20 protein-coding genes are annotated in these 21,997 nt (G+C 65.7%); 18 read left to right on the plus strand and 2 right to left on the minus strand.

Annotated features, from left to right (window positions below):
- The first annotated feature begins 60 nt into the window (after nucleotides 1-60).
- The 18 genes from EOC94_RS02750 (at nucleotide 61) to EOC94_RS33980 (ending at nucleotide 19,709) form a co-directional block, all read left to right on the plus strand.
- A complete protein-coding gene (locus EOC94_RS02750) occupies nucleotides 61-1,338 on the plus strand; it encodes a hypothetical protein (RefSeq protein ID WP_127288493.1) in 1,278 nt (425 codons plus the stop codon).
- A complete protein-coding gene (locus EOC94_RS02755) occupies nucleotides 1,316-2,287 on the plus strand; it encodes a hypothetical protein (protein ID WP_127288494.1) in 972 nt (323 codons plus the stop codon). The genes EOC94_RS02750 and EOC94_RS02755 overlap by 23 nt, the downstream gene beginning before the upstream one ends.
- Nucleotides 2,280-5,519, plus strand: coding sequence for an amino acid adenylation domain-containing protein (locus tag EOC94_RS02760; protein ID WP_127288495.1), 3,240 nt, complete (start codon nucleotides 2,280-2,282; stop codon nucleotides 5,517-5,519). The genes EOC94_RS02755 and EOC94_RS02760 overlap by 8 nt, the downstream gene beginning before the upstream one ends.
- Nucleotides 5,516-8,365 (plus strand): type I polyketide synthase, encoded by a 2,850-nt coding sequence (locus tag EOC94_RS02765; protein WP_127288496.1) that lies wholly within the window; start codon nucleotides 5,516-5,518, stop codon nucleotides 8,363-8,365. The genes EOC94_RS02760 and EOC94_RS02765 overlap by 4 nt, the downstream gene beginning before the upstream one ends.
- Entirely contained in the window at nucleotides 8,362-9,213 is an 852-nt protein-coding gene (locus EOC94_RS02770; RefSeq protein WP_185928133.1) for a 3-hydroxyacyl-CoA dehydrogenase family protein, read from the plus strand. Before EOC94_RS02765 ends, EOC94_RS02770 begins: the two co-directional genes overlap by 4 nt.
- A complete protein-coding gene (locus EOC94_RS02775; RefSeq protein ID WP_185928134.1) occupies nucleotides 9,206-9,448 on the plus strand; it encodes a phosphopantetheine-binding protein in 243 nt (80 codons plus the stop codon). Before EOC94_RS02770 ends, EOC94_RS02775 begins: the two co-directional genes overlap by 8 nt.
- Complete coding sequence (locus EOC94_RS02780) at nucleotides 9,445-10,560, plus strand: acyl-CoA dehydrogenase family protein (protein WP_127288499.1); 1,116 nt, start codon at nucleotides 9,445-9,447, stop codon at nucleotides 10,558-10,560. Before EOC94_RS02775 ends, EOC94_RS02780 begins: the two co-directional genes overlap by 4 nt.
- Entirely contained in the window at nucleotides 10,557-11,594 is a 1,038-nt protein-coding gene (locus tag EOC94_RS02785; RefSeq protein ID WP_127288500.1) for an HAD-IIIC family phosphatase, read from the plus strand. The genes EOC94_RS02780 and EOC94_RS02785 overlap by 4 nt, the downstream gene beginning before the upstream one ends.
- Nucleotides 11,591-12,223, plus strand: coding sequence for a class I SAM-dependent methyltransferase (locus tag EOC94_RS02790; RefSeq protein WP_127288501.1), 633 nt, complete (start codon nucleotides 11,591-11,593; stop codon nucleotides 12,221-12,223). Before EOC94_RS02785 ends, EOC94_RS02790 begins: the two co-directional genes overlap by 4 nt.
- Complete coding sequence (locus EOC94_RS02795) at nucleotides 12,220-13,143, plus strand: aminotransferase class IV (protein WP_127288502.1); 924 nt, start codon at nucleotides 12,220-12,222, stop codon at nucleotides 13,141-13,143. Before EOC94_RS02790 ends, EOC94_RS02795 begins: the two co-directional genes overlap by 4 nt.
- Nucleotides 13,116-13,958 carry a hypothetical protein gene (locus tag EOC94_RS02800; RefSeq protein WP_127288503.1) on the plus strand — a complete coding sequence of 281 codons (843 nt, stop codon included), beginning with the start codon at nucleotides 13,116-13,118 and terminating at the stop codon, nucleotides 13,956-13,958. Before EOC94_RS02795 ends, EOC94_RS02800 begins: the two co-directional genes overlap by 28 nt.
- 3 nt (nucleotides 13,959-13,961) lie before the next feature.
- Complete coding sequence (locus tag EOC94_RS02805; protein ID WP_127288504.1) at nucleotides 13,962-14,234, plus strand: hypothetical protein; 273 nt, start codon at nucleotides 13,962-13,964, stop codon at nucleotides 14,232-14,234.
- Nucleotides 14,231-14,926, plus strand: a complete 696-nt coding sequence (locus EOC94_RS02810; RefSeq protein WP_127288505.1) for an SDR family NAD(P)-dependent oxidoreductase — start codon at nucleotides 14,231-14,233, stop codon at nucleotides 14,924-14,926. The genes EOC94_RS02805 and EOC94_RS02810 overlap by 4 nt, the downstream gene beginning before the upstream one ends.
- The gene (locus tag EOC94_RS02815) at nucleotides 14,923-16,212 is read left to right on the plus strand and encodes a Gfo/Idh/MocA family oxidoreductase (protein WP_127288506.1); all 1,290 of its coding nucleotides are present in this window, start codon (nucleotides 14,923-14,925) and stop codon (nucleotides 16,210-16,212) included. The genes EOC94_RS02810 and EOC94_RS02815 overlap by 4 nt, the downstream gene beginning before the upstream one ends.
- A gap of 313 nt (nucleotides 16,213-16,525) precedes the next feature.
- Complete coding sequence (locus tag EOC94_RS02820; RefSeq protein ID WP_127288507.1) at nucleotides 16,526-17,767, plus strand: ATP-grasp domain-containing protein; 1,242 nt, start codon at nucleotides 16,526-16,528, stop codon at nucleotides 17,765-17,767.
- Complete coding sequence (locus EOC94_RS02825) at nucleotides 17,760-18,521, plus strand: pyrroline-5-carboxylate reductase dimerization domain-containing protein (RefSeq protein ID WP_281032958.1); 762 nt, start codon at nucleotides 17,760-17,762, stop codon at nucleotides 18,519-18,521. Before EOC94_RS02820 ends, EOC94_RS02825 begins: the two co-directional genes overlap by 8 nt.
- 36 nt (nucleotides 18,522-18,557) lie before the next feature.
- Nucleotides 18,558-19,010 (plus strand): VOC family protein, encoded by a 453-nt coding sequence (locus EOC94_RS02830; protein ID WP_127288509.1) that lies wholly within the window; start codon nucleotides 18,558-18,560, stop codon nucleotides 19,008-19,010.
- A gap of 528 nt (nucleotides 19,011-19,538) precedes the next feature.
- Nucleotides 19,539-19,709: a hypothetical protein gene (locus tag EOC94_RS33980; RefSeq protein ID WP_185928135.1), complete on the plus strand. Its 171-nt coding sequence runs from the start codon at nucleotides 19,539-19,541 to the stop codon at nucleotides 19,707-19,709.
- Between the two features lie 7 nt (nucleotides 19,710-19,716).
- Here the strand turns inward: EOC94_RS33980 and EOC94_RS02835 are convergent, their stop codons facing one another.
- Nucleotides 19,717-21,432, minus strand: coding sequence for a hypothetical protein (locus EOC94_RS02835; RefSeq protein WP_127288510.1), 1,716 nt, complete (start codon nucleotides 21,430-21,432; stop codon nucleotides 19,717-19,719).
- A gap of 173 nt (nucleotides 21,433-21,605) precedes the next feature.
- Nucleotides 21,606-21,800 carry a hypothetical protein gene (locus EOC94_RS02840; RefSeq protein ID WP_127288511.1) on the minus strand — a complete coding sequence of 65 codons (195 nt, stop codon included), beginning with the start codon at nucleotides 21,798-21,800 and terminating at the stop codon, nucleotides 21,606-21,608.
- Between the last annotated feature and the right edge of the window lie 197 nt (nucleotides 21,801-21,997).

Below are 21,997 nucleotides of genomic sequence, written 5' to 3' on the forward strand. Positions count from 1 at the left end.
CGTCAAATTCGGGCTAGTCAACTTGACATGCTACGCTTAGGTAGCAAGGGGAGGCAGCGCATGCATGTGTTGACCAGCGCGCAGCCGTTCGGATTTGGACCGGCTGCCAAGCTCGTCGGGCTGGTCGGCCACCTCGCTCCGTTGCCGGTGACGTTTGTCGGACGCGGCATCGCCCTGCGATTTGTCCGGCTGAACGACGAACACTTCACGACCATCGCCGAATATGATCTCGCAAACTCCGACGTGCGCGGGCTGGTGGCCGGCTGCGCCGTCGCGATCAGCGTGATGGAACCCAACTTGGTGTTTGCATGTGTGCGTGCCGGTCGCCCGGTCCACTTTTTCGACAGCTTGTTTGGCTTCTGGCAGACCGAGCGCAGCTTAGAGGAGCTGTCGCAAATCGCGTCCGTCGTGCGGGCGGGCTCGGACATTGAGGCCGAGCAGGCTTTCCGAGCGTTACCCGTTCACCAAGCGATGCTCGTGTCGCACCTAATTGCCACCGGCTCTTACGTCCAAACTCTGCCGGGGGTGGCCGAGCGCACCGCGATGCTGGCTCGGCTGGGCGTGGAGACGATCACCGCTACAGGCCCCATGATAGACGTCGACCGGCTTCGCCGCCTTGGCAGCAAGGCGCCGACCAGCTCACGGACGTTGCTGGTTAATCTGGGCGGCTTCACCAACACTTTTCTGGATTACGAGAGACGTGGTTCGTACATCAACATCATTCTGCGCTGGCTGATCGCCAGCGCCGAGAGCAATTGGGAATACGATGAGATCCTGGTTTGCTCCGGTGCGTTCGCCGAGCCTTACCAGAAGATCGTCAACAAGACGCTGTTCCGCGTCGGCATGCTCCCTCACGTTGAGCTTCTCGACATGCTCGCCACCCGGCCCGTTTACCTAGCCGCGCCAGGCCTGACCTCGCTGCATGAAGCGGTGCCGCTCTGCGTACCGGTAATGCTGCTGCCCGACGCGCACTACGGGCACACACACAATCGCCGGAGCTTGGGCGGTACGCAGTTGGCTCGGCACGCGTCCACCTTTTCCGATCTCGGGCTCGCCACCGACATCCCGGACGCCGACCTCGAAGGCACGCGAGCCCTAGCCGAAGTGGCTGCCGCTATCGACCGTGACGCCAGCCTGTTCCAGCAATTCGCCGCCTATATGGATGACCGGCTGGCCAGCTTTCGAAGTATGACCCCGAACGAAAGCGACCGCTTCGTCCACGAACTCGCCGCGCTACTCAGCTGCACGCCCATCGCAGGGATAATGTCAGAGATCAAGTCCGGCGTCATGTCCGAGATCAAGGAGGGTACCCGCGATGCGAAGGCCAGCAACTGCTGAGCTGGACGAGGTGGACGCCTTGGCACGTCAGCGACTGCGCGACGCTTACGAGTGTGCGGCGATGGGTGGAGGCGACATCACCTACCGATCGTGGACGCCGGTGGGCGCGCGCACCAAGAAGAAGCGCCGCTTCACACTGCTGGCTCGCGACGGGGAGCCGAAATTAGTATCCAAGTCGGCCTTAGACGCCGACGACGGAAAGGTCGCCGGCGAGTTCGACAAGCTCACCAGTGGGTCTCTGCCGCCCACGATCGAGTACGCTAGGCCCGTTGCCCGGACGGAGACCGGCTTCATCATGACTTACGTCCCTGCCGCCGACCTGCCAGATGCCCTCCTCGAATCCGGCAACTTCGCCGCTCTACTCGAACGCACCGTGGATCTGGTCGCTCAAATGCACAATCACGGTGCGGTGCGGCTTCCCGATCCAGAAAGGCGATGGACGGTCGCCCGGCAGTATGTCAGCGAGCCATGCACGGCCCGCTCCGAGTTCCGCGCGGCGATCGAAGGCGCCTTGCTAGGACCCACTCAAGGCGACTTGGCACCGTGGAACCTGCGGCACGACCCTTCGACCGGTAAAATCAGCATTATCGACTGGGAAGACTATCGTCCACTCGGCATTGCCGCGATGGATATCATCAATCTGCTGGTGACTCTCGGCCTAGTCGTGTTTCCCGAGTACCGGGAACGCGGTCACGACTGGCTTTACAATCAGGTGCTTGAGAGCGAGCATTGGTATGCACTCCTACTGCGCCGCCTTGTAGTCCGCTATGCCGAGCGGGTGGGAACCCCCCCGCGCCTCGTGATTGACCTGTTGCCGTTCCATTGCCAGTGGCTGATTGCCAGGATCAACGCCGAGGGGCGCGACCATGCTCCACTATACTACCGGCACTTTTTCGACCGATACACCAAAATGGCACCCCGCTGGGTCGAGGAGCTCGCTGATGAATGAGATGTCCCCGAAGTATGACGCGGTCGTGATAGGCGGCGGCCCAGCCGGGCTGTTCGCCGCATGGACCCTCGCCCGCGGCGGCCGGCGTACCCTGCTGGCTGAAGCCGGCAAACCTATGCTGCAGAGCCTTTGCCCCCGGGTGAAAGTCGGCCTCGACGGCCGGCTTGTCCGGGCCAGCGAGCGCTTCCGGATGCAGTGCCAGCGCTGCACCTGTCTCACAGGGTTGGGCGGCGCAGCCTTCCACTTCGACACCAGCCTCGGCCACTCCGGCATGCTCAGCCGCTCGAAGATCGAACGAGGTAAAGACGGCCAAGTCCGTACATACAGCAGCCTTGAACGCGCTTTCAGCTCCTTCCACCGCGCGGAGCAGGCAGTCCGCAGCGTCTTCGACGTCCTGCACAAATACGGACTGGAGGAGTCCGACGGGGCGCGCGCGCCGGGCGGCGACCGCATGGCGCGCTTGGCCGAACAGTTTTCCGGCGCCGACCTAACCGACTCGCAGTCGATCACCGTGGATACCGCAGTCAACGTAGTGGAGAATTTGCTGGATGCGTTTGTCAGTGCCGGTGGCGAGGTGCGGTTTCAGACCAAAGCGGAGCAGATTTCCCGCGGCAAGAACGCGCGGTTCGAGGTTGAGCTGGGCGGCCAGACTATCAAGGCGGACAATGTGGTGGTCGCGGTCGGCAAGCTAGGCATGCAATGGGTGCGCGCGACGGCAACCCATCTGGGCCTAGAACTTCGGCCGGCCGCAAGGGTAGATGTCGGAGTACGGCTAGAGGCTTCGCGGGAAAGGCTTGCCCCGCTCTCCGCAGACTGCGCAAACCCGAAGCTCGCCTACCTTAACGGACGAGGCGAGTCGGTGCGGACGTTCTGCGTCTGCGCCGGCGGCCGGATCATGCAGTATGCCCTCGAGGACACGGTCGTGTTAGACGGGCAGCACTGCTTGACCCGACCTACCGCGCGCTCCAACTTCGGTATCGTCACCTCGGCCCTGATGGCCGATGGCAAGGACGGTACGGAATACGCCTTGGAACTCGCGCGGCGAATTAACCGGCGTGGCGGCGGCCGGCCGGTCGCTTGCACGGTCGGCGAGCTGCGCGGCAGTTCTGCGTCGGCGCTGGACACCAGCCTCATCAACTTCCAGCACGAGTCTCTGACGCACTGCCTGCCGCAGCACCTCGTCGAGGACGTGCTCGGAATGATTGACCGGCTCAACACAGCCTTCCCAGGCCTAGTAAACGACGATGCCGTCGTGGCCGCGCCCGTGATTGAGCGAATTTTTCCGGAACTCAGCCTATCAGGTTGCATGGAGTCCAGCGAGCCAGGGCTTTACTTCGTCGGCGATGCCTCCTCGAAAATCATCGGCGTGACATACGGCGCCGCGACCGGGGTCGCCGCCGCCGAGCACATCCTTGCCCGCGCCAGCCCAGTGCGTCTGCTGACCGACGAGGACCGCCGCCGGCTGCTCGGGGACTGGAACGCACCGCATGTCGACTACCCCGCCACCACGCTGCACAGCATGTTCGTCGAGCAGGCGGCACGCACGCCGGACGCGCCGGCCATCATCGACGACGGAACGGTGCTGACCTACCAAGAGCTCGACGCGGCCTCCAACCGGGTCGCGCATCAATTGCGGCCGTATCTCTCCCAAGCCGGCGACGTGATTGCCGTGAGCGCCCTCCGGTCAGCGTCGACCCTGGTCGTTAAGGTCGGAGTCCTCAAAGCGGGCGCCGCTTTCCTGTACCTCGATCCCGCGACCCCCGCCCCGCGCACCGCCACGATCTGCAGGATAGCCCGCCCGGTCGTCGTTTTACATTCCCGCGGTGCGCAGCCGCCGGCGCACGACGGCCCGCAGCTCTGTATCGACGACCTGCTTGCGAACGATGCCGCTCCCGGAGGCCCGATCGCCGACATCGCGGGTCCCGACACCGCAGCGTACATCCTGTTCACCTCCGGATCCACAGGCGAGCCAAAAGGCGTCGTCCGGCCGCATCGCATGCACACCACCCGGATCGCCCTGGAACAGGACAGGTATTCTCTTGGCCCCGACGATCGCCACCTGATGAAATCGGTGCCCTTTTTCCGGGAATTCTTCTGGGCCCTCGCGACCGGTGGTGCCGTCGTGGTGGCTCGGCCAGGCGGCGAGCGGGACGACGCCTACCTTCTCGATCTGATCCGCCAGCATGGGATCACAGTGTGCAGCTTCGTGCCGTCCATGCTGCGTGTGCTGCTTGCCAACCCGGCGTTCCGCGAGCCCGGCCTTCCCGTCCGGCACCTCTTCGTGGCCGGCGAGGCTTTCGACCTCGACCTCGAACGACGGCTGCGCGCCCTGGGCCTCGCGGTACATGTCACCTACACTCTAGCCGAGGCTGACTACGTCTGCCACCGCGGCGGCCCGCAAGATCCCGGCGACATCCGCTCGACCGTCGGGCGCCCCATCGACATGCGCGTCTACCTTTGCGACGACGAGGGACGCCTCGTGCCGCCCGGCATCGCAGGAGAGATCCTCACCGGTGGGCCCGGGCTCGCGGCTGGCTACCTCAACCGGCCCGAGCTCACCGCCGAACGGTTCGTCCCCAACCACATAGACCCGGAGCTGGCGCCGGTGCTGTTCCGGACCGGAGACCTTGGCCGCTTCCGACCGGACGGCGAGCTGGAGTTCGTCGGACGCGTCGACGGCCAGCTGAAGATCCGCGGCCAGCGGGTTGAGCCCACAGAGGTCGAACACGCCTTGCGCGGCCATCCGGAGGTGGCGAACGCCGTCGTGACCGGCCTCCCCGACGCCGACCAGGGGCACGTGCTGGTGGCGTACGTCGTCACCGGCGGTCGAGCCGGCCCCGAGGATCTGCGCAAATTCCTTGCCACGCAGCTGCCGGACTACATGGTCCCCCGCTACATCGTCCCGATCGCTTCGCTCCCGCTGCTGACCAGCGGCAAGGTCGATCGCGCTTCCCTCGTCGCCCATGGCACACCCCGGCCCGACGCGCTCGGCCCTCCCACCGGGCCGGAAAACGAGGTCGAGGAGACTATCCTCGCAGTCTGGCGCAAGGTCCTTGGCACCACGAATATCGGTGTAGACGACGCATTCACCGCCGTCGGCGGCGATTCGCTGCGGTTCATGCTGCTGCGGATCGCGCTGGAGCAGGAACTGGACCGGCCGATCGCGCTTGCCGCCTTGCTCGCCGCGCCGACCGTGCGTGACCTTGCGCAGTATCTTATGGAGGCGGCGTGAGCGCCCGGATCGCGATCGTGGCGGCGGCGTTGCGGCTGCCCGGCGCGATCTCGCTCCCCGCGTATTGGGACGTCCTGCTAACCGGCCGGGACAGCATCACGCGGAGTACGTCGGCCCTGCCCGCCGACGGCCAGAATCCGCTCGGCGTGCCGTCGAACGCCTCGTTCGTTCCCGCCTACGGCCGGATTGACACCGTCACGAGCTTGGATGCCGAGCGGTTCGGTATGTCCCCGGCGGAGGCGCTGCTCACCGATCCACAGCAGCGGCTCCTGCTGGAGGTGACCGACGAGGCCCTGCACCTCGCAGCGGTCTCCGCATCCGAGCGTCGTGCCACCGGCGTGTTTCTGGGAACCGGCCAGAACGACTACGAGAGGGTCGTGCGACGGCATCTCGCAGCGAGCGAGGGCGTAGACGACTTCGCCGTCGAACTCGGCACCGCGCGTGATTACGTCGCCGGCAAGGTAGCCTATCGGCTGGACCTTGGCGGCCCGGCCGTCAACGTGCTCGGGGCCTGCTCCACCGCGCTGCTCGCGGTTCATCTCGGATGCAGGACGCTGCAGGCCGGTGAGGCGGACGTGGTCGTAGCTGGCGCGTCATCGGTACGGTTCCCCGAGTGGCATGGTTATTGGTCCGTGCCCGGCGACATCAGCGCGCCGGACGGGGTGTGCCGGCCGTTTGACGCGAGGGCATGCGGCACCGTGCCTGCCGACGGCGTCGGAGTGGTCGTTCTGCGCCGCCTCGACGATGCCCTCGCCTCCGGCTGCGACATCCTCGCTGTAGTCGCCGGTTCGGCGACCAACAACGACGGACGCAAGCCCGGCTTCGCCGGCGTGAGCGCGGCCTCGCAGGAAACGGTGATCCGGGCGGCCCTTCGCGACGCGATGCTCGACCCGGATGCGGTCGGCTACGTGGAGAGCCACGGCACCGCCACACGGCTTGGCGACGCTGTCGAGTGGTCCACCCTTCACCGCATCTTCGGCAGCGGGAAGCACCCGGTGCAAGTCGGCGCGGTCAAAGGCAACGTCGGCCATACCCGGGAAGCCGCGGGTATCGCCGGCCTCCTCAAGGCGGTCCAATGCTTGCGGCACGGGCTCATCCCGCCGACGGCCAACTTTGCGGACCTGCCGGATGACCTCGCGCAACCAGATTCGCAACTGAAACCGGTCGTCAACGCCACTCCGTTGGACGGTACCGTAGCCGGCGTCAGCGCATTCGGGCTCGGTGGGTCGAACTGCCACCTCCTGCTCGAGGCTCCACCGCCGCGCCCGGCGACGCAAGCCGTGCCGCGCAGCGTCATCCTACTGTCGAGCCACCGCTCCGATACTCTCGAGGCGGACACCGCGGCGCTGCGCGACATGCCGACGGAGGACGTGGCGGCCAGATCCCACGCCCGCGACCACCGGCATCCGCTGCGGCGTTACATGGCGCCCGACAAGGTCGAGACCCGCCGCGCCCCCCGGCGTCCGGTGCGCGTCGCATTCGTGTTTCCCGGGGTGGGCAGCGAGTATGTCGGCATGGGAGCCGGCCTCGCCCGTGTGTCCCCGCGCTTCGCTGGAAGCCTGGCCGAGACAAGCGCCTCGGCCGCCGAGTTCGGCGTCGACCTCGCGCCGGTCTTCGCCCACCAGGAGGGTCTGGCGAAGCTCGACCTGCGCCGAATGCTCGGCCGCGTGCAACCATGCTCGGACGGGCCTCTGCCCAATCTGCCAGCTCGGCACCTGGCTCTCCTCGCCGTTCAACTCGCGTTCGCCGACATGCTGGCGGAGGCTGGCGTCACACCGGCGGCCGTGCTCGGCCACTCCCTCGGTGAGTGGACGGCCGCTGCGGTCGCAGGGGTACTGAGCCGTTCCGAGGTGGTGGGCCTTGTCGCCCACCGGGCACGGCTCATCGAGGCGGCGCCGCCCGGTGTCACACTCGCTGTCACCGCCGCCGCGGACGCCGTAACTCCATTGCTCGGCGGGACGATGGCGTTGGCCGCCGACAACAGCCCGAACAACTGCACGATCTCCGGCACAGAGGAAGACGCCAACGTGTTCGAAGCCCGGTTGAGCGACGCCGGCATCACCTCGCGCCGCATTGGCGGCACCGCCGCCTTCCACAGCCGGCTGCTCGAGCCGGCCGCGGCGGCGCTCGGCGAGGCGCTAACCGCGGTCACCTTCTCTGCACCGAGGCTTCCGCTGGCCTCCGCCCTTTCCGGCGGCTGGGCTTCCGACCTGGGGGCAGGCTACTGGCCGGAGCAACTCGTCTCCGTCGTGCGTTTCCGCGAAGCCCTCACCGCCGTGGCCGCCCGCTGCCCTGTTGTCCTCGAAATCGGTCCGGGTAACGTCCGCTCCTGGACGATGCAGGTCGCGCCCGAAGCAGAGGCCGTGCGCACCAGCCGCCTGTCATACGAGGGCGTTCCTGACCTAGCAGTTTACGAGCAGGCCCTCGCACGGCTATGGCTGCATGGCCATGATCCGAAATGGCCAGGCGACCCTGCGGCCCGCCCCCACCTCTCGGAGCAAGCTCCATCGCCGGCCCTACACCGACGTGTCTTTGATCCCCGACTTCCGCTTGACAATGATACCTCCCCTTCGCCATCGATTAGGGCGCCGTCCGCCGCTCTCTCTGGCCTCACCAAGCGGCTAGCCGATCTTTGGTGCGATCTACTCGGAGTAGACCTCGTCGACGAAAGCGATTACTTCTTTGACCTTGGCGGGGACTCATTGCTTGGCCGACACCTTATCGCCGCGATCGCCGAAATGACCGGTGCCAACGTCCCGGGCTCGGTGGTGTTTGCATCCGGCTCGCTCAAAGGCATGGCAAGGGCGGTGGAGCGATGGATCGACGAGACGGCGATGGTCGAATGAAGGTCGCGGTTGTCGGCGCGGGCGTCATCGGCACCGGGGTCGCGTACAGCTGCCTTCGGGCCGGTCATGAGGTAACGCTGCTCGACCGGCCCGGCAAGGACTGGGAATCGGTGCATGCCGCAATGCGCCACCACCACCGGCTGAGCCTGATCACCGAGCCGCGGGGGCGCCGGGTAGACCTGGCTCGGTTGACATGCTCGCACGATTTTGCGGAAGTGGCGATGGTGGAGCTGATCGTAGAGAACGTAACCGAGACGTGGGAGGCGAAGCGAGAGGTGTACGCCAGCCTCCGCCTCGCGGGCGCCGATCGTTCCTTCATCGCCGCCAACACGTCGGCTATCCCGATCGACCGGCTCGCGAGAGAGGCGTCCGACCCCGGCCGAGTCGTCGGCGTGCATTTCATGAACCCGGTGCCGGTGATCGACATGGTCGAGGTGGTTCGCGGCCCGCAGACATCCGTTGAGACTTTGGACGCCGTCGGAGCCTTCCTGACCGGCATGGGCAAGAGGGCGGTCGTGGTCAACGATGCGCCCGGGTTCGTCATCAACCGCATCCTCATGGTCATGGTGAATCAGGCGGCCCAACTCGCCGACGAAGGCATTGCCTCGCCGTCCGATATCGACCTGCTGTTCAAGGGCTGCCTCGGGCACCGCATGGGCCCGCTGCGCACCGCGGACCTGATCGGCATCGACACGGTGGTCAACACCCTCGACGTGCTGCGCGAAGCCACCGGTGACGCGGTCTTCACGCCGGCCGGACGGCTGCTGGCCATGGTGGGTACCCGTTCGCTCGGCATGAAGACCGGAAGAGGGTTCTTCAACTACGGCACGGAGGATGACAGTGACTGACGCGCCCGAGGCGGCAATCACGGCCTACGTTTGCCGGCTGGCCGGCCGGCAGGTGGAGCCGCACGAGGCGATCATAAGTTCGCAGTTGCTGGAATCGATCGCCGCGGTACAGCTGATCGACTTCATCGAGCGGTCTTTCGCCGTGGTCGTCGATGACGAAGATCTGGTGCTGGCGAACTTCGATTCCGTGGATGCTATCGTAGCACTGGTACGCGCGAAGAGCGGTGCGACATGACCGGCTACCGCGTCGAGGACGTCCAAGACCTGATCGGCGACGCCGGGTTTCGCGAGCAACTCGGGCGGGACGACGAGATCACCCAAGAGCTGTATCGCGAGTGCGGCCGGCGCGGCCTGTTTGCCCTCGCCGTTCCGTCGAAGCACGGCGGCCTCGGGCAGCCGCTCGCCGATCGGATCCGCTGGCACAGGGAACTTGGCGGCATCTCGCCCAGCCTGCAAAGCGTCCTGACGGTCCACGAGATGGCCGTGTATGCGATCGTTCGGTTCGGGGGATCTGCCCTCGCGGATCGCTGGCTGCCGGTCCTGGCGACGGGTGATTGCCCCGGCGCGTTTGCGCTCACCGAGCCCACCGGCGGCAGCGACTTCGCCGACATCCGCACAACCGCCACTCTCGAGGATGAGGGGATCCGACTGGACGGGACAAAAAGCTGGATCAGCTCGGGTCTGCGAGCCGGCCTCATAGTCGTATTCGCCGGCACCGGCCAGGGCCCTGCCGCCTACTGCCTGCCCGGTGATACTGCAGGGCTCAGCCGCTTGCCCTCCCCGGCCATGACCGCGTTCGGTGCCGCCTCCCTCGCTACGCTGGAGCTTCGCGGCTGCGTCGTCGATCCGAACCACCGACTGGGTCCGCCCGGCCTTGGGCTGATCCGGGTGGCGATGGGCTGCCTCAGCGTCGGGCGCGTCCTCGTAGCCTCTGGAGCCCTCGGCGTCGCCGCCGCGGCGTCGGCGGAGCTCGCCGTACACGCGAACGGCCGCTTGGTGGGCGGTCGTCCGCTCGCTACCTATCAGGCGGTGGAACAGGCGATGGTGGATGCGCATGTACGAATCCAATCGGGCCTGCTGCTCACTCGGGAGGCCGCGGAGGCCGTTGACGATCGTGCGCCCGAGGCCGTCCGGCGGGCGATCGTGGCGAAGTTGGCCGCGACGGACGCCGCACTCAAGACCGCGCACGATGCGGCTCGCCTGCAAGGCGCCGCCGGGCTCACCGTCGACGCGGCGGTGTCGCGATACGCCGCGCAGGCACAGGTATACAGCATTGTCGAGGGCAGTGCCGATGCGCTGACCTCGGCACTGGGCCGGAGCCTGTTGCGCGAGGGAAGAGCAGCATGACGGCGCCGGTGAAGTGCGTGGTCTGGGATCTCGACGACACCTTGTGGGAGGGCACCCTGCCGGAGGGAGACAGGGTACGCCCGGTACCCGATGCCCTCGCCTTGATCGACCGGCTGGAGCGAGCCGGCATCGTCCAATCCGTGGCGAGCCGGAACGACGCGCATGACGCTGCCGAGGCGCTGCACGCGCACAACCTGTGCGGCAGATTCGTATACGCGCAGATTTCCTGGTCGGCGAAGTCGGCATCGTTGCGCCGCATAATCGACCTGCTCGGTATCTCCGCCGACACGGTAGTATTCCTGGACGACTCGTCATTCGAGCGGGAGGAGGTCGCCGCCGGGGTGCCGGGGATCCGATGCTACTCCCTGCCCGAGTTCCTGGCGTTGGACCGGACGCACGAACTCATCCCCCTGAAAGTGACAACCGACGCGGCGCGGCGTCCAGCGGCATACCGCGAGGAGGCCAGCCGGCGCGAAGCGGAGACGGTCTTCGAGGGCACGCCCATCGAGTTCCTTTCGTCGCTTGGCATGAGACTCACCATTCGGCCCGCGGCAGCGGACGACTTCGAGCGCGCCGAGGAGCTTACCCGCCGTACGAACCAGCTCAACACCACCGGCCGCACGTTCACTGCCGCCGAATTGGCCCGGTACGCCGAGACCGAGACGCGCGACGTGCTCGTCGCCGAACTCACCGACCGGTTCGGCGACTACGGCCGGATTGGGCTCTGCCTGCTGGACCGCGCATCCGAGCACTGGACGATTGAGGTGCTGCTCATGTCCTGCAGAGTGATGGGCCGCAATATCGGCACGGCAGTGCTCGGCACCATCGGGCAAGCGGCCGCGAACCACGGCGTAACCCTGAAGGCGCTGTTCCGGCCGACGCCGCGCAACCGGCAGATCCGTATCACCTATGGACTTCTCGGCTTCAGACCTGAAGGTCGCGAGGACGACGCTTCCGTCCTTGCTCATCCCCGGCCGAAGGAGTTGAGTATACCGGACTACGTGTCCGTCCAAGGTTGGGGGGTATCGAATTGACACGCGCGTTCATCGACCGCTGGGTCGACCGGTTCGACACGGTTTACGGCACCACCCCCTTGGCCGAGGTGCCCTGGTTCACTGCAGCGCCCGGTATCAAGCTGATCGAGGCGGTGATCGACGGACTCATCAAGCGCGGCAGCGACATTGTGGATCTGGGCTGCGGCCCGGGCGTGGACGCCGTGTTCCTCGCCGCCGCCGGCGCCCGGGTGGTTGGGATCGATTCGTCAGCTGCTGCGCTCGACAGGGCGCGCACCCTCGCTTCGTGGGCCGGCGTCGATGTGGGGTTCCGCCAGGGAGACATACTCGCCACGGGGCTACCGGACGCGTGCGCCGACATAGTAAACGACTCATTCGTCTTCCACAATGTCAGCGACGAGGCGCGCCCGCTGTACGCCGCCGAGGTGTATCGTATCCTCCGGCCGGGAGCCACGTTTCTGCTAAGCGCGTTCTCGGATCGGATGGCCAATGGGACCGGGCCACGCCGAATCAGCGCCTCCGAGATCTTCGACACCTTCCCTCCAAACCGGTTCAACTGCCAGCACTTGGAGGTATACCAGAACCTACCGACGCCCACACGCCCCGGCCAGTATCACTGGTTCGGCGTGTTCCGGAGGATGCCCTCATGAGCCGGTTTCTTTGGCGATCCGGTCGGATTTTGCCCTTTGACGAGGCAACGGTCCACGTCCGATCTGTAGGGCACGCCTCGGTATCGGCGGTCTTCGAGGGCATCAACGCCTATTGGAGCGATGCGCTCGATCAGTTGCACGTGTTCCGGCTGCGGGACCACTTGCAGCGATTAATCGAATCCACCCAGCTTTCACGCTTGGAGGTCGGCCACACCGTGGCGGAACTCGAGGCCGCGACACTGGAGTTGCTGCGGTGTAACGACGTCCGTAGCGACGTACACATCCGACCCTGGAGCTTTGCCGCCGGCGACCCGACAGAGCAGATGGTCCCCGCCGAAGCGCGCTCTGAGACCGTCATCGACATGTGGCCGTTCGCCAGCGCCTTACACGAGCCACGCACCCGCACGGCCGCCGTGACTTCGTGGAGCCGGATAAGCGCGAACGCTACGCCGCCGCGAGCCAAGGCCTTCGCGAACTATCACAACGGACGGCTCGGCAACATTGATGCGCAGTCCCGCGGCGCCGACTGGCCGATTTTCCTCAACGAACGATTCCACGTCACCGAGAGCTCAGGTGCGACGATCGGCCTCGTACTAGACGGCGTCTTCCACACCCCGGCGCTCAGCAGTGGCATCCTCCATAGCGTCACCCGCGCAACTGTGATCAATCTGCTTCGCGAGGACCTCGGCAAAGGAGTTGTGGAGCGAGACGTCGACCGAACCGATCTATACCTCGCCGACGAGGTCATGTTCCTCGGGACCTCTGCTGAGATATTGCCGATCGTGGCGATCGACGGCCGGCCAGTGCGCGACGGGTGCATCGGCCCACTCACGGCCAAGCTGCGCACCGAGTATCGGGCCCTCGTGCGGGGCGAGCGGCCCGAGCGGGCAGCATGGCTTACACCGGTGTGGCCTCGATGACGTCCAGGATCACTGCCGCGGCTGGCGTCCCGCACGTGCCCACGTTCCCGCAGCTCGTCGCAGCGGGCGACGGTGATATCGCGGAACGGTATGCCGCTGTTCGTCGCGTGCTGCACGACAGCCAACCGTCCCTGATGGCGGTCGTCGCCAATGACCACCTTAACACCTACTTTCTTGATCGGCTTCCGACGTTCGCGATCGCCCTAGGCGACGCCCTGCGGGGTCCGATCGACCAAGTTCCGGGCATCGAGGCTGTCTCCGTCCGGACCGACCCGGTGGCTGCGGCTGCGATCGCCGAACACCTAGTTGCGACCGGGTTCGACCTCACGCTCAGTCTTGACGTCGAGCTCGACCACAGCGTCGTCGTCCCGTTACACTTCTTGGGCCTGCCGGATGTTCCGGTGGTCGTCCTGCACGTTAACGGCTACGTGCGCCCACTGCCAGCCGCGGGTCGCTGCCACCGACTCGGCGTGGCCTTCGCTGAGGCGGTCACGTGCCTGCCCGGCGATCGGCGTGTCGCTGTCGTGGCCAGTGGCAGCTTCTCGCAGGAGGTGGGCGGGCCACGGGTTGATCCCGGCAGGCACTGGTCTGTGCCCCGCCCGGACTGGGCTGCCCGCGTCTCCGCGTTGTTGGCCGCTGGCGACGTCGAGACGATCGTGCACGAGGCGACCCCGAAGCTGATAGCGGACGCGGGGTCGGTCGCGGGTGAGCTCTTGAGCTGGCTCGTTCTGGCCGGCGCCGCAGCGTCGCTGGCGCCCAGTGTCGACTACCGACCTGGCGAGGCCTTCGCCTTTGCATCGTGGTCAGGGGAGTAGAGCATGTCCGTGTATGAGGTGGAAAAATTCTGCCATCGGCTGACGATCGAACCGTACCATCGGGCGGAGGCCCTGCGCGACCTGCCTGGGACGCTTAGTCGGTTCGACCTGTCGTCCGCCGAGCGCAACGCAATTCTCGCCGGCGACGTCGCCTTCCTGCTCACGCTCGGCGTCCACCCGATGCTGCTGGTACGCCTGAGTCAGAGCGGGATCGCCGGCCTAACGGAGGCGTTGTACTCAGAACGAATCCGCCGAGTGACGGAGTCTTGTCTATGAAGAGGCCGCCGCCGTGCTGTCTAATCACCGGCGCTACCGGTGGCCTTGGTCGGGCTGTTGTAGAGGCCTTCCACTCGGCTGGCTTCCACACTATCGTGACCAGTCGAGACCAAGCCGCGCTGGAGCATCTCGCTGAGCGGTTGGGCGGTCGTGTCACTCCGATCGCAGCCGACCTTCGCGAGCCCGCCGATGTGCGCCGGCTGGCCGCTGGGCTTGATCGGCTCGACGTGGTCGTGGCCGGCGCCGGCAGGACCGTGCGGGACAGCTTCGGCTCCGGCGACGAGCCGCTCGAAGACTGGCGCGATGCCGTGCTCGTCAACATCTTCGGCACCGCCGCGATTGCTCGAGTCACCCTCCCTCTGGTCGCAGCGGCGCGTGGCACCATGGTGCTCGTCGGATCCGTCACCGGCCGGGCCGTCGTACCCGGTGACCTCTACTCGGTGACGAAGCACGGCGTTTCCGCACTGGCGGAGGCGTTGCGGCTTGAGGCAGAAGCGGCCGGCGTGCAGGTCTGTGTCGTGCAGCCTGGCCTGATCGATACCCCTATGGTCTCCCTCGGCCGAAAAACCCGGTCGATGATGACCCCCGAGGCCGTGGCCGCAGAAATCCTCCGACTGGCGACTGGCGACCACCCGTTCCAAGTCAGCGAGATCGTACTGCGCCCACTTCCCGCCCGGCAGAACCCTCGATGACCCAAAAACCTGAGACGCTCCATGTGCTTGGCGGGGAGGGTGAATTGCGCGTCGTCACGCCGACCCGGCTCGCGCTCGTCGGCTGCGGCGGGCACGCGTACCGCAACGTCCTGCCGCCGCTGCGTCAAATACCAGAAGCAGTTATGACCGGTTTCTGCGACACGCACATCGAAAAGGCTCAGCTCTACGCGCAGACCCAAGGGACGAACGCCAGGTCGTACGCGGACGTGGGCACTCTACTCGATGCCGAGCCCAATCTGGACGCGCTGCTGGTCGTCGTGGGGTTCGACGACGACACCGGCGAGCCGCTCTATCCGACGGTGGTGGAGCAAATCCTGCGCCGGGGCTTACCGGTGTGGCTGGAAAAGCCCCCGGCCGCCGACCGCGCCGGGGTACGGCGGATGGCGGACGCGGCGCGGGACGGCGGCACTTTCGCACAGGTCGGCTTTAAGAAGGTCTTCTCGCCCGCGGTTGGTCGCCTAAAGCAACTTACCCGACAGGCCGAGTTCGGCCGGGTCACCCGCTATACGTACTCCTACGATGTGGACTTGCCTGCCGAGGTCGGCAATCTCCGGTCACCGTCCGGTCGCCGATTCCTTGACGACTTCGTCCATGTCGCCTCGGTGATCGAACACCTGATCGGGGTGCCGGCACTGGTTCAGACGGTACGGGGGCCTACCGGCGCCGGTCTCATCGTCAATCAACATGCGGACGGCGCGATCGGAACCGTTGCACTGTCGTCCGAGGCGTCTGGACTGTCCCCCGTCGAGCGGATCGACGTCGTCGGCCAGGGCGCGAACGCGGTACTCGAGAACGGCGCCTATCTCAGGTATTATCCGCCGGGAAACCGCGGGCCTTACGGCACGAGCACGAATTACTTCCCGGCCGAAGGTCCCGCCGACCTCGGCCCACGATTCTGGGAGCCCGAATTCTCGCTCGGCAACCTGCACGGCGGCTCACACTTTGTGCAAGGATACTTCCACCAGCTCCGGCATTTCGTCGACTCGGTGCGTGCCGGCAACCCTCCGGACCGATGCGGCCTGGACGTGGCCGAGCGCGTAATGGCATACCTCGACGCCTTGGTTGGCCCTTTCGGGGAGTGGCGCCCCATCGCCGGACAACCGGCGGTGGACTACAGGCACGTGGTGGACCAACCGCAACGTCTCGTCTGCCCCAGAACCGGACGGGTCCTAGTCCTCAAGGACGGCTGGAACTACATCTGCCGTGACTGTGGCCGTACCCGCTCGGGACAGACATCCGCAGACACCGGCTGTGATCTCGCCTGAACTGGTCTAATACCGTCGGCTGCACGTGCTGTCCTACGACCGGCGCGGCTGGCCGGCAGCAATGGTCGAAAGCGAGGTGGGCACGGCAATCTAGCCTTTGGCCGGGCCGTTGGCAGGTCAAATATCGCTGAACTCGACGACCGCATCAGTAGCGAACGCCATGAACAATTCCTGAAGTTGCGCAGCTTTTGCTCGCTCATGCTCATGACAACGGAGCGATCCAACAATTAGAGGACAGTCAGAAGCAGCAATTAGATGCTGAGGCCAATACCGGCAGGTAGTCACGACGCTCGCGCGCTGATAGGCTACAGAAATGGCGATTTTGCTTTTAGGATCGGGCAGTGAGGTTAGTTACGCCGACCTTATGGCGGGGCTGACCCGTGACACCGACCTGCTGCTTGTCGAACCGGGTCCGGTGACGTGGCAGCACAGGTATGTTGAGGACGCCTTGGAGGTGTCGCCCGTCGATCGAGAGGCAACTATGGCGGCTGCGCTTCGTCTGGCCTCGGCCCACCAGGTCAGTGGGATCCTGACATATCTCGAGCCGCTGCTTGAGATCGCCGCCGACACTGCGGAGCGTGCCGGCGTGCGCGGGATATCGCGGAGTGCCGCTGCTATCGTGCGTGACAAGTCCCTCCAGCGCGAGGCGCTAAGTTCAGCCTTTCTGCGCCCTACTCGTTCCATCCGAGTGACGAGTCTGGCCGAGGCACGCGTCGCCGCGGCTGAAATCGGGTTCCCGGTGGTGATCAAGCCACGCAATTTCTCGGGCGGTCTTGGGGTCCATTTCGCCGCGACTCCAGAGCTCCTCGACGATGCGTGGCGCGCGACAATCGCGACCAAGCCGCGCGACGCCATCGTGCCCGCTGCCGGAGCGCTCGTCGAGGAGCTTCTCGTGGGCCCGCATTTCTCTGTGAACTGCTGGGTGCTCCATGGCGAAGCAGGGGCATTGTCGACCTCACGGGCGTGGGATACGCATTCGATGAGCGCGCTGACCGGTGGTTGGGTCATGGGCCGCGACCTTGCGTCCGAAGACGTGCTCGCACGCATCGAGCAGGCGGCGTGCCAGGCCGCGATAGCTTGTGGACTCGACGGCACGATCGCGGATGTCGAACTCATCCTCGTAGATGGCGAGCCGCGCGTGCTCGAGGTAAACGGTAGACCGGCAGGCGACCAGGCGGTGCGAATGGCTGCGCTGTCGTCGGGAATCGATCTGGGACGCGCACTGGCCACTGTCGCGCAGGGTCGACGACCGGACTGTGCAGCAACCGCGAGCCAGGCTGCCGGCATAGTCTTCGTATACCCACCCAAAATGATGGTCTTTGGGGGCCTGCGGCTCGCGGCCGACCTGCGCGTGGCAGAGTGGCTGGACCGGTGGCACCCGACGGCGAAGCCGGGGCAGAAAGTGACCCCACCGCCAGAGGACCCCTGGGGTCGTGTCGGATGGCTGCTCGTCTCCGGTGCAGACGCTACCGACGTCGAGAAGCGGATGGCCGCAGCGCGTCGAGGGGTCCGCGTTCTCGAACAATCGGCCGAATTGAGTGCGCGCCGTGAATGAACCCCGCTGGCTGCCCCCGGTTATTGGCCTTATAGGGAGTGGACGCATGGCCTCCGCCGTCGCCAAGGGGCTCGGCGGGCCGGTCCTGGCCACCGATGGCGGTTCGGGGCGAGCCGCGGCGCTAGTGGCCGCCGTCGGCGGCGAGGTGCCTTCCTCTAACGCCGAGCTGGCGAAACGGGCTGACATTGTAATCCTTTGCCATCCCCCCGAGGCGCTCAGCGCGGTGGCGTCCGAGATCGCGGATCATGCCCGGCTGGTGGTGTCACTACTCGCGAAGACCGACCACGCTCGACTCGCCGCGCTGCTACCCACCGGAATCGCCGTGCGTGCGATGACGAACCTCGCAGTAGAATTGAGGCAGGGCGTAACCTGCCTTGCAGCTGGGGCTGGAACCGAGCAGGCGGGCGAGGTGTTCGCCCGGCTGGGCGAGGTCGTCGTGCTCCCTGAGAACGAGATGGCCGTCACCAGCGCGCTGATCGGCGTCGCACCCGCTTATGTGGCTTTCCTAATCGAGGCTCAGGCTGACGCGGCCGTAGCGTACGGCGTGTCAAAGGAAGTAGCGATACGGATTGCCCGCGGCACTTTCGCTGGTTCCGCAGCCCTTTTGCGTGAACGGGGCGACGACCCACGCGCGCTCACGCGGGAGGTGGTCACGCCGGGGGGGCCGACAAGCCGCGGATTACACGTTCTGGAGGAGTACGACGTTCGGGCGGCACTACGGGCGGCGCTGGACGCGGTGCGGCGCCGTGACTAGATTGTCTGCGTGGTTTGACACGCTTGGGGGGCTCTAATGCAGGTACACCATATCGGGGTCCAGACCGCGGACATCGACGCAACACTCGAGTGGTATTCGCAGTTCTTCAACGGTGGGAAAGAAAACTGGGCGCTCGATAGTTTCTCGAAGCTCACACTCTCTCGGCTCCCCGGGATCTCGCGACTCGTCGAGTTTCAGATCGAAGGTGTGCGCTTCCATTTTTACGACCGCGAGGGCATCAATCAAGATCGACGAGTGCCGGGTCCAGAGTTCCAGCACTGCGGTCTTGCCGTCGAATCGGCCGCTGAACTGCTTCGTTACCGCGAACGTTGGTTTGAACTGGCCCGCAGCGGTCGGTTCAAAGCGCCACACTGGTCAGATCCCTCCGATGTGGTGTTCGACGAGGACGGCGTCGGCTCGTTATACGTCGAGGACATCAACGGACTGGAGATAGAGCTTACCTATATCCCGGACGATGCGGCGCGCTGAACGATGCTTCAGATCGCTAGCATGCGTTTACCCAGTGCATGGCAACCCACACCGTCGGATGCGCCTTTGCTCTGGCTTGACGGGACTGCGGCGGAGCTCGACCCGATGCCTACGGACGACGCGCAGCGCGCGTGGTTCCGGTGGATCACCGGGCACCAGGCATGCTTAGGATGCTGGCGTCTGGTCGGTATGAACCTGATGGCGTTGCCCAAAGACCACGACCGTAAAGACGCCCTGGTGCGCGAGACAGAGCTTCTCCTCCGTACGAGCGGGGCGATGGTGCGGTATGCTGGGTCGTGCACGAGCGAAGTGTACGCCGCTGTGTTACGCCCGTCCATGCTCCGGTGCAATCCTGGGTTCACAGGGCGTTGGTCGGTCGACTACGCACCACTCCCGGACCTTATACGCGCCGTCAGCGACCCCAAGAAGACCGGGGCGGGCCCCGCTGACGCTTTGCGCGCCGTGTTCGCGGCGTACACCCAAGTGCACGCCGAGACTGCCCGGCGGCTTGTGCCCGAAGGAGGCTCGTTGCTGCGCGAGCACGGCGGCTGGAATTCCTTGACTGTCGATCCGGAGACGGGCGCCAGACTGTTCGACGCGTTCTTCCACGTGGAGCGAGCGCCGGCGACCGTTGCCGAGGTATGTGCCGCGCTGCGGCAGCGCCTCGTTATGATCGCAGCAGAGCAGCGCGACGATTAGAGCCCTTCTAGCTGACGCAGGCTACGACCCGCCGGTCATAGGCAATTGCGCCACTGTGGACCGCCACCGTCCGAATCGACCACATGTCCGAACCGGCTCCGACATCGACGGGTATATCGAACTCTGCCCGACCGGACACGAGCTGAACGCGTCGCGTGAGCACCGGATCCATGCGACTCTTGTCGCGCACCTGCACGATGGCGGTGGCTTCGCCGTCCAAGTCGCCGTCACCCTGCATCACGGTCGAGACTGTGAATCTCGAACGCGTCCCGCGCGAAAACGGCTTTGACAGTGACGTGCGCACCTCCAGCGTATCGCTGATTGACCGAGGCCCACAAACTGGACATTCCCGCAACGCGGTTGGCGGTGCGCCGCGACCGGCCAGGTTCAGGTGCCATGTCGCCATCAAGCTAGAGCACTTGTCGCAACACGCCCTTTCGTCCGCCCGCTGTCGGTGTGCGCCGAGCACGAGTGACTGGTGGACGCGATCGCCGCGAAGACGGCCACGTTCGACGTCGACCTCGTAGATGAGAGACCGTTCGATCAGCCGCGCGGCCACGTCTGACCAGAGATCGAGCGCGTTGCGAACCATCAAGCCGAACTCCTCGATCTGTGGAAGCCAGCGACTCGAGTTCAGCGCCTGGCCCACCGACAGGTCCAAGAACCGGACAGCGTCCTCGGCCCTGGCTCGGGCCGCGATGAGGTCCACCAGCTCCTCAGAAGCCGCTGCGTCCGCCGCAGCAGTCATTCGCAGGTTGAAGTCCCACCGTGCCATTCGCGCGATCCGCGCCAAATAGTCCTCGAGATTGTCGCACACGCGGTCGAGCTCAAGGCCGCGGTCGGCGACCCCAGCGGAGCGGTCGCCGATGACCGTGGCACCGCTCGATGACAAGAACACTGCGCCGGCAGCTTCCGCGTCAACGTCCCAGGAAGGACGCGCACTCCGCGCCGGGACGAATTCCAACGAGGGCCCGGATCGCGACAGTCCGGCTTGTGGGGAACCAAGTAGGGTGTATGCGGGCGCTTGGCCGCTCATCGCGAGCTCGCGATTTAGCAACCGGGCGATGCCGCCGATCGTAACACCAGCGTCGAGGGCACTTGAGACGCGTGCGATCAGTGCTGCGTCGAAGTCGAGAGCACGCGTAGTGCCGAGCACGGCTTGGGCACCGGCCTCCAAAATGCCAAGGGCGATCGAGCTCGCCGACGGATAAAGCGCGCCATCGGTGGCCACGCTGTTGCATGACAGCAGGACCACAATGCGAGCCGCCACGCTCGACGCTGGCACAGCTGTCCAGCCCGCGATCCGGCTGCGCTTGCAGAACGGGTCCGTCGGATGCGCGCGGCAACCGTCGGCCACCGCGATCCCGGCAACACTCTCGGCCCGCTCGCGACAACCGCAGAGGATTGCGGTCCCGGCCTTTAGGTGGCTGCCGTCACCATGCCCGCGTACGATGAGGACGTGCCAAGGCTCGGTCAGCAGTCGCTCGGGTGTAAGGCTCGGGTCATCGATCCCCGCCGCCCCAAACGGCGGGTCGAAATCCTCGTCGAACCACGCGCACGTTGCCGCAGTTTCCAGAGGGGAAGATTTCGTGGCGGACTCGACCGCTCTCGTCCAAGGCGCCTGTTCGTCGCCGACCAGAAACCCAATGTCGGCCTCGAGCGACAGGGTGCGCGCTTGGATCTCCTGCACCTCGTCGGCGCGGAGCGCTGAAGCGGATACCACGATAAGTGTCCCCTGCCCGGGTACCAGCACGTCGGCTACGTCAACCAACGAGTCTACGGAGATTGACGAAGTGGATGCGCGTACGGCCTGCTCCACCTCCGCCGGCACAGATCCCACCAAAACCGCTCGGGCGATCCGATCGCCCGAGCCGGGCCAACCCGCGATCCCGGGAATCACCAGGATTTTGCGATACCGGCCGCTTCGAGCTGAGTGATGAACCGTGTTACCGCTATTGTTTCCGCGGCACTCATCTTGCCTCTCTCAAGAGCTGCCCGATGTGCCGAGATGGCCTGCTCCACCACCGCCAGCTGCCGAGAAAAGTGGACCTGCGGATCCCAGGCCTCCGTGCCAGGCTTTTTCTGCTCCATGTCAAGCTCCTCATGCTCCATGCCAGGCGCCATGCCGGGCTTCTTTGGACGGGCTGATCACCATCAAATCTAGCACAGGTGCCTAGGTGCCGCAACGGAAGTCACAGCATCAAACTGAGACACTACCCACAGCATGGATCAAGGCGATCGCATTTGGCCGAGAACGGTTCGCGGCGACATCTTTGGGCCCTGACAAG

It is taken from the genome of Mesorhizobium sp. M6A.T.Ce.TU.016.01.1.1 (assembly GCF_003997065.1).
Lineage (GTDB): Bacteria > Pseudomonadota > Alphaproteobacteria > Rhizobiales > Rhizobiaceae > Mesorhizobium > Mesorhizobium mediterraneum.

Bases quoted from the DNA above. Each gene is read 5' to 3' on its own strand.
- EOC94_RS02750 (WP_127288493.1), top strand. From the start codon at position 61: ATGCATGTGTTGACCAGCGCGCAGCCGTTCGGATTTGGACCGGCTGCC.
- EOC94_RS02755 (WP_127288494.1), top strand. From the start codon at position 1,316: ATGCGAAGGCCAGCAACTGCTGAGCTGGACGAGGTGGACGCCTTGGCA.
- EOC94_RS02760 (WP_127288495.1), top strand. From the start codon at position 2,280: ATGAATGAGATGTCCCCGAAGTATGACGCGGTCGTGATAGGCGGCGGC.
- EOC94_RS02770 (WP_185928133.1), top strand. From the start codon at position 8,362: ATGAAGGTCGCGGTTGTCGGCGCGGGCGTCATCGGCACCGGGGTCGCG.
- EOC94_RS02780 (WP_127288499.1), top strand. From the start codon at position 9,445: ATGACCGGCTACCGCGTCGAGGACGTCCAAGACCTGATCGGCGACGCC.
- EOC94_RS02785 (WP_127288500.1), top strand. From the start codon at position 10,557: ATGACGGCGCCGGTGAAGTGCGTGGTCTGGGATCTCGACGACACCTTG.
- EOC94_RS02795 (WP_127288502.1), top strand. From the start codon at position 12,220: ATGAGCCGGTTTCTTTGGCGATCCGGTCGGATTTTGCCCTTTGACGAG.
- EOC94_RS02800 (WP_127288503.1), top strand. From the start codon at position 13,116: ATGGCTTACACCGGTGTGGCCTCGATGACGTCCAGGATCACTGCCGCG.
- EOC94_RS02805 (WP_127288504.1), top strand. From the start codon at position 13,962: ATGTCCGTGTATGAGGTGGAAAAATTCTGCCATCGGCTGACGATCGAA.
- EOC94_RS02810 (WP_127288505.1), top strand. From the start codon at position 14,231: ATGAAGAGGCCGCCGCCGTGCTGTCTAATCACCGGCGCTACCGGTGGC.
- EOC94_RS02815 (WP_127288506.1), top strand. From the start codon at position 14,923: ATGACCCAAAAACCTGAGACGCTCCATGTGCTTGGCGGGGAGGGTGAA.
- EOC94_RS02820 (WP_127288507.1), top strand. From the start codon at position 16,526: ATGGCGATTTTGCTTTTAGGATCGGGCAGTGAGGTTAGTTACGCCGAC.
- EOC94_RS02830 (WP_127288509.1), top strand. From the start codon at position 18,558: ATGCAGGTACACCATATCGGGGTCCAGACCGCGGACATCGACGCAACA.
- EOC94_RS02840 (WP_127288511.1), bottom strand. From the start codon at position 21,800: ATGGAGCAGAAAAAGCCTGGCACGGAGGCCTGGGATCCGCAGGTCCAC.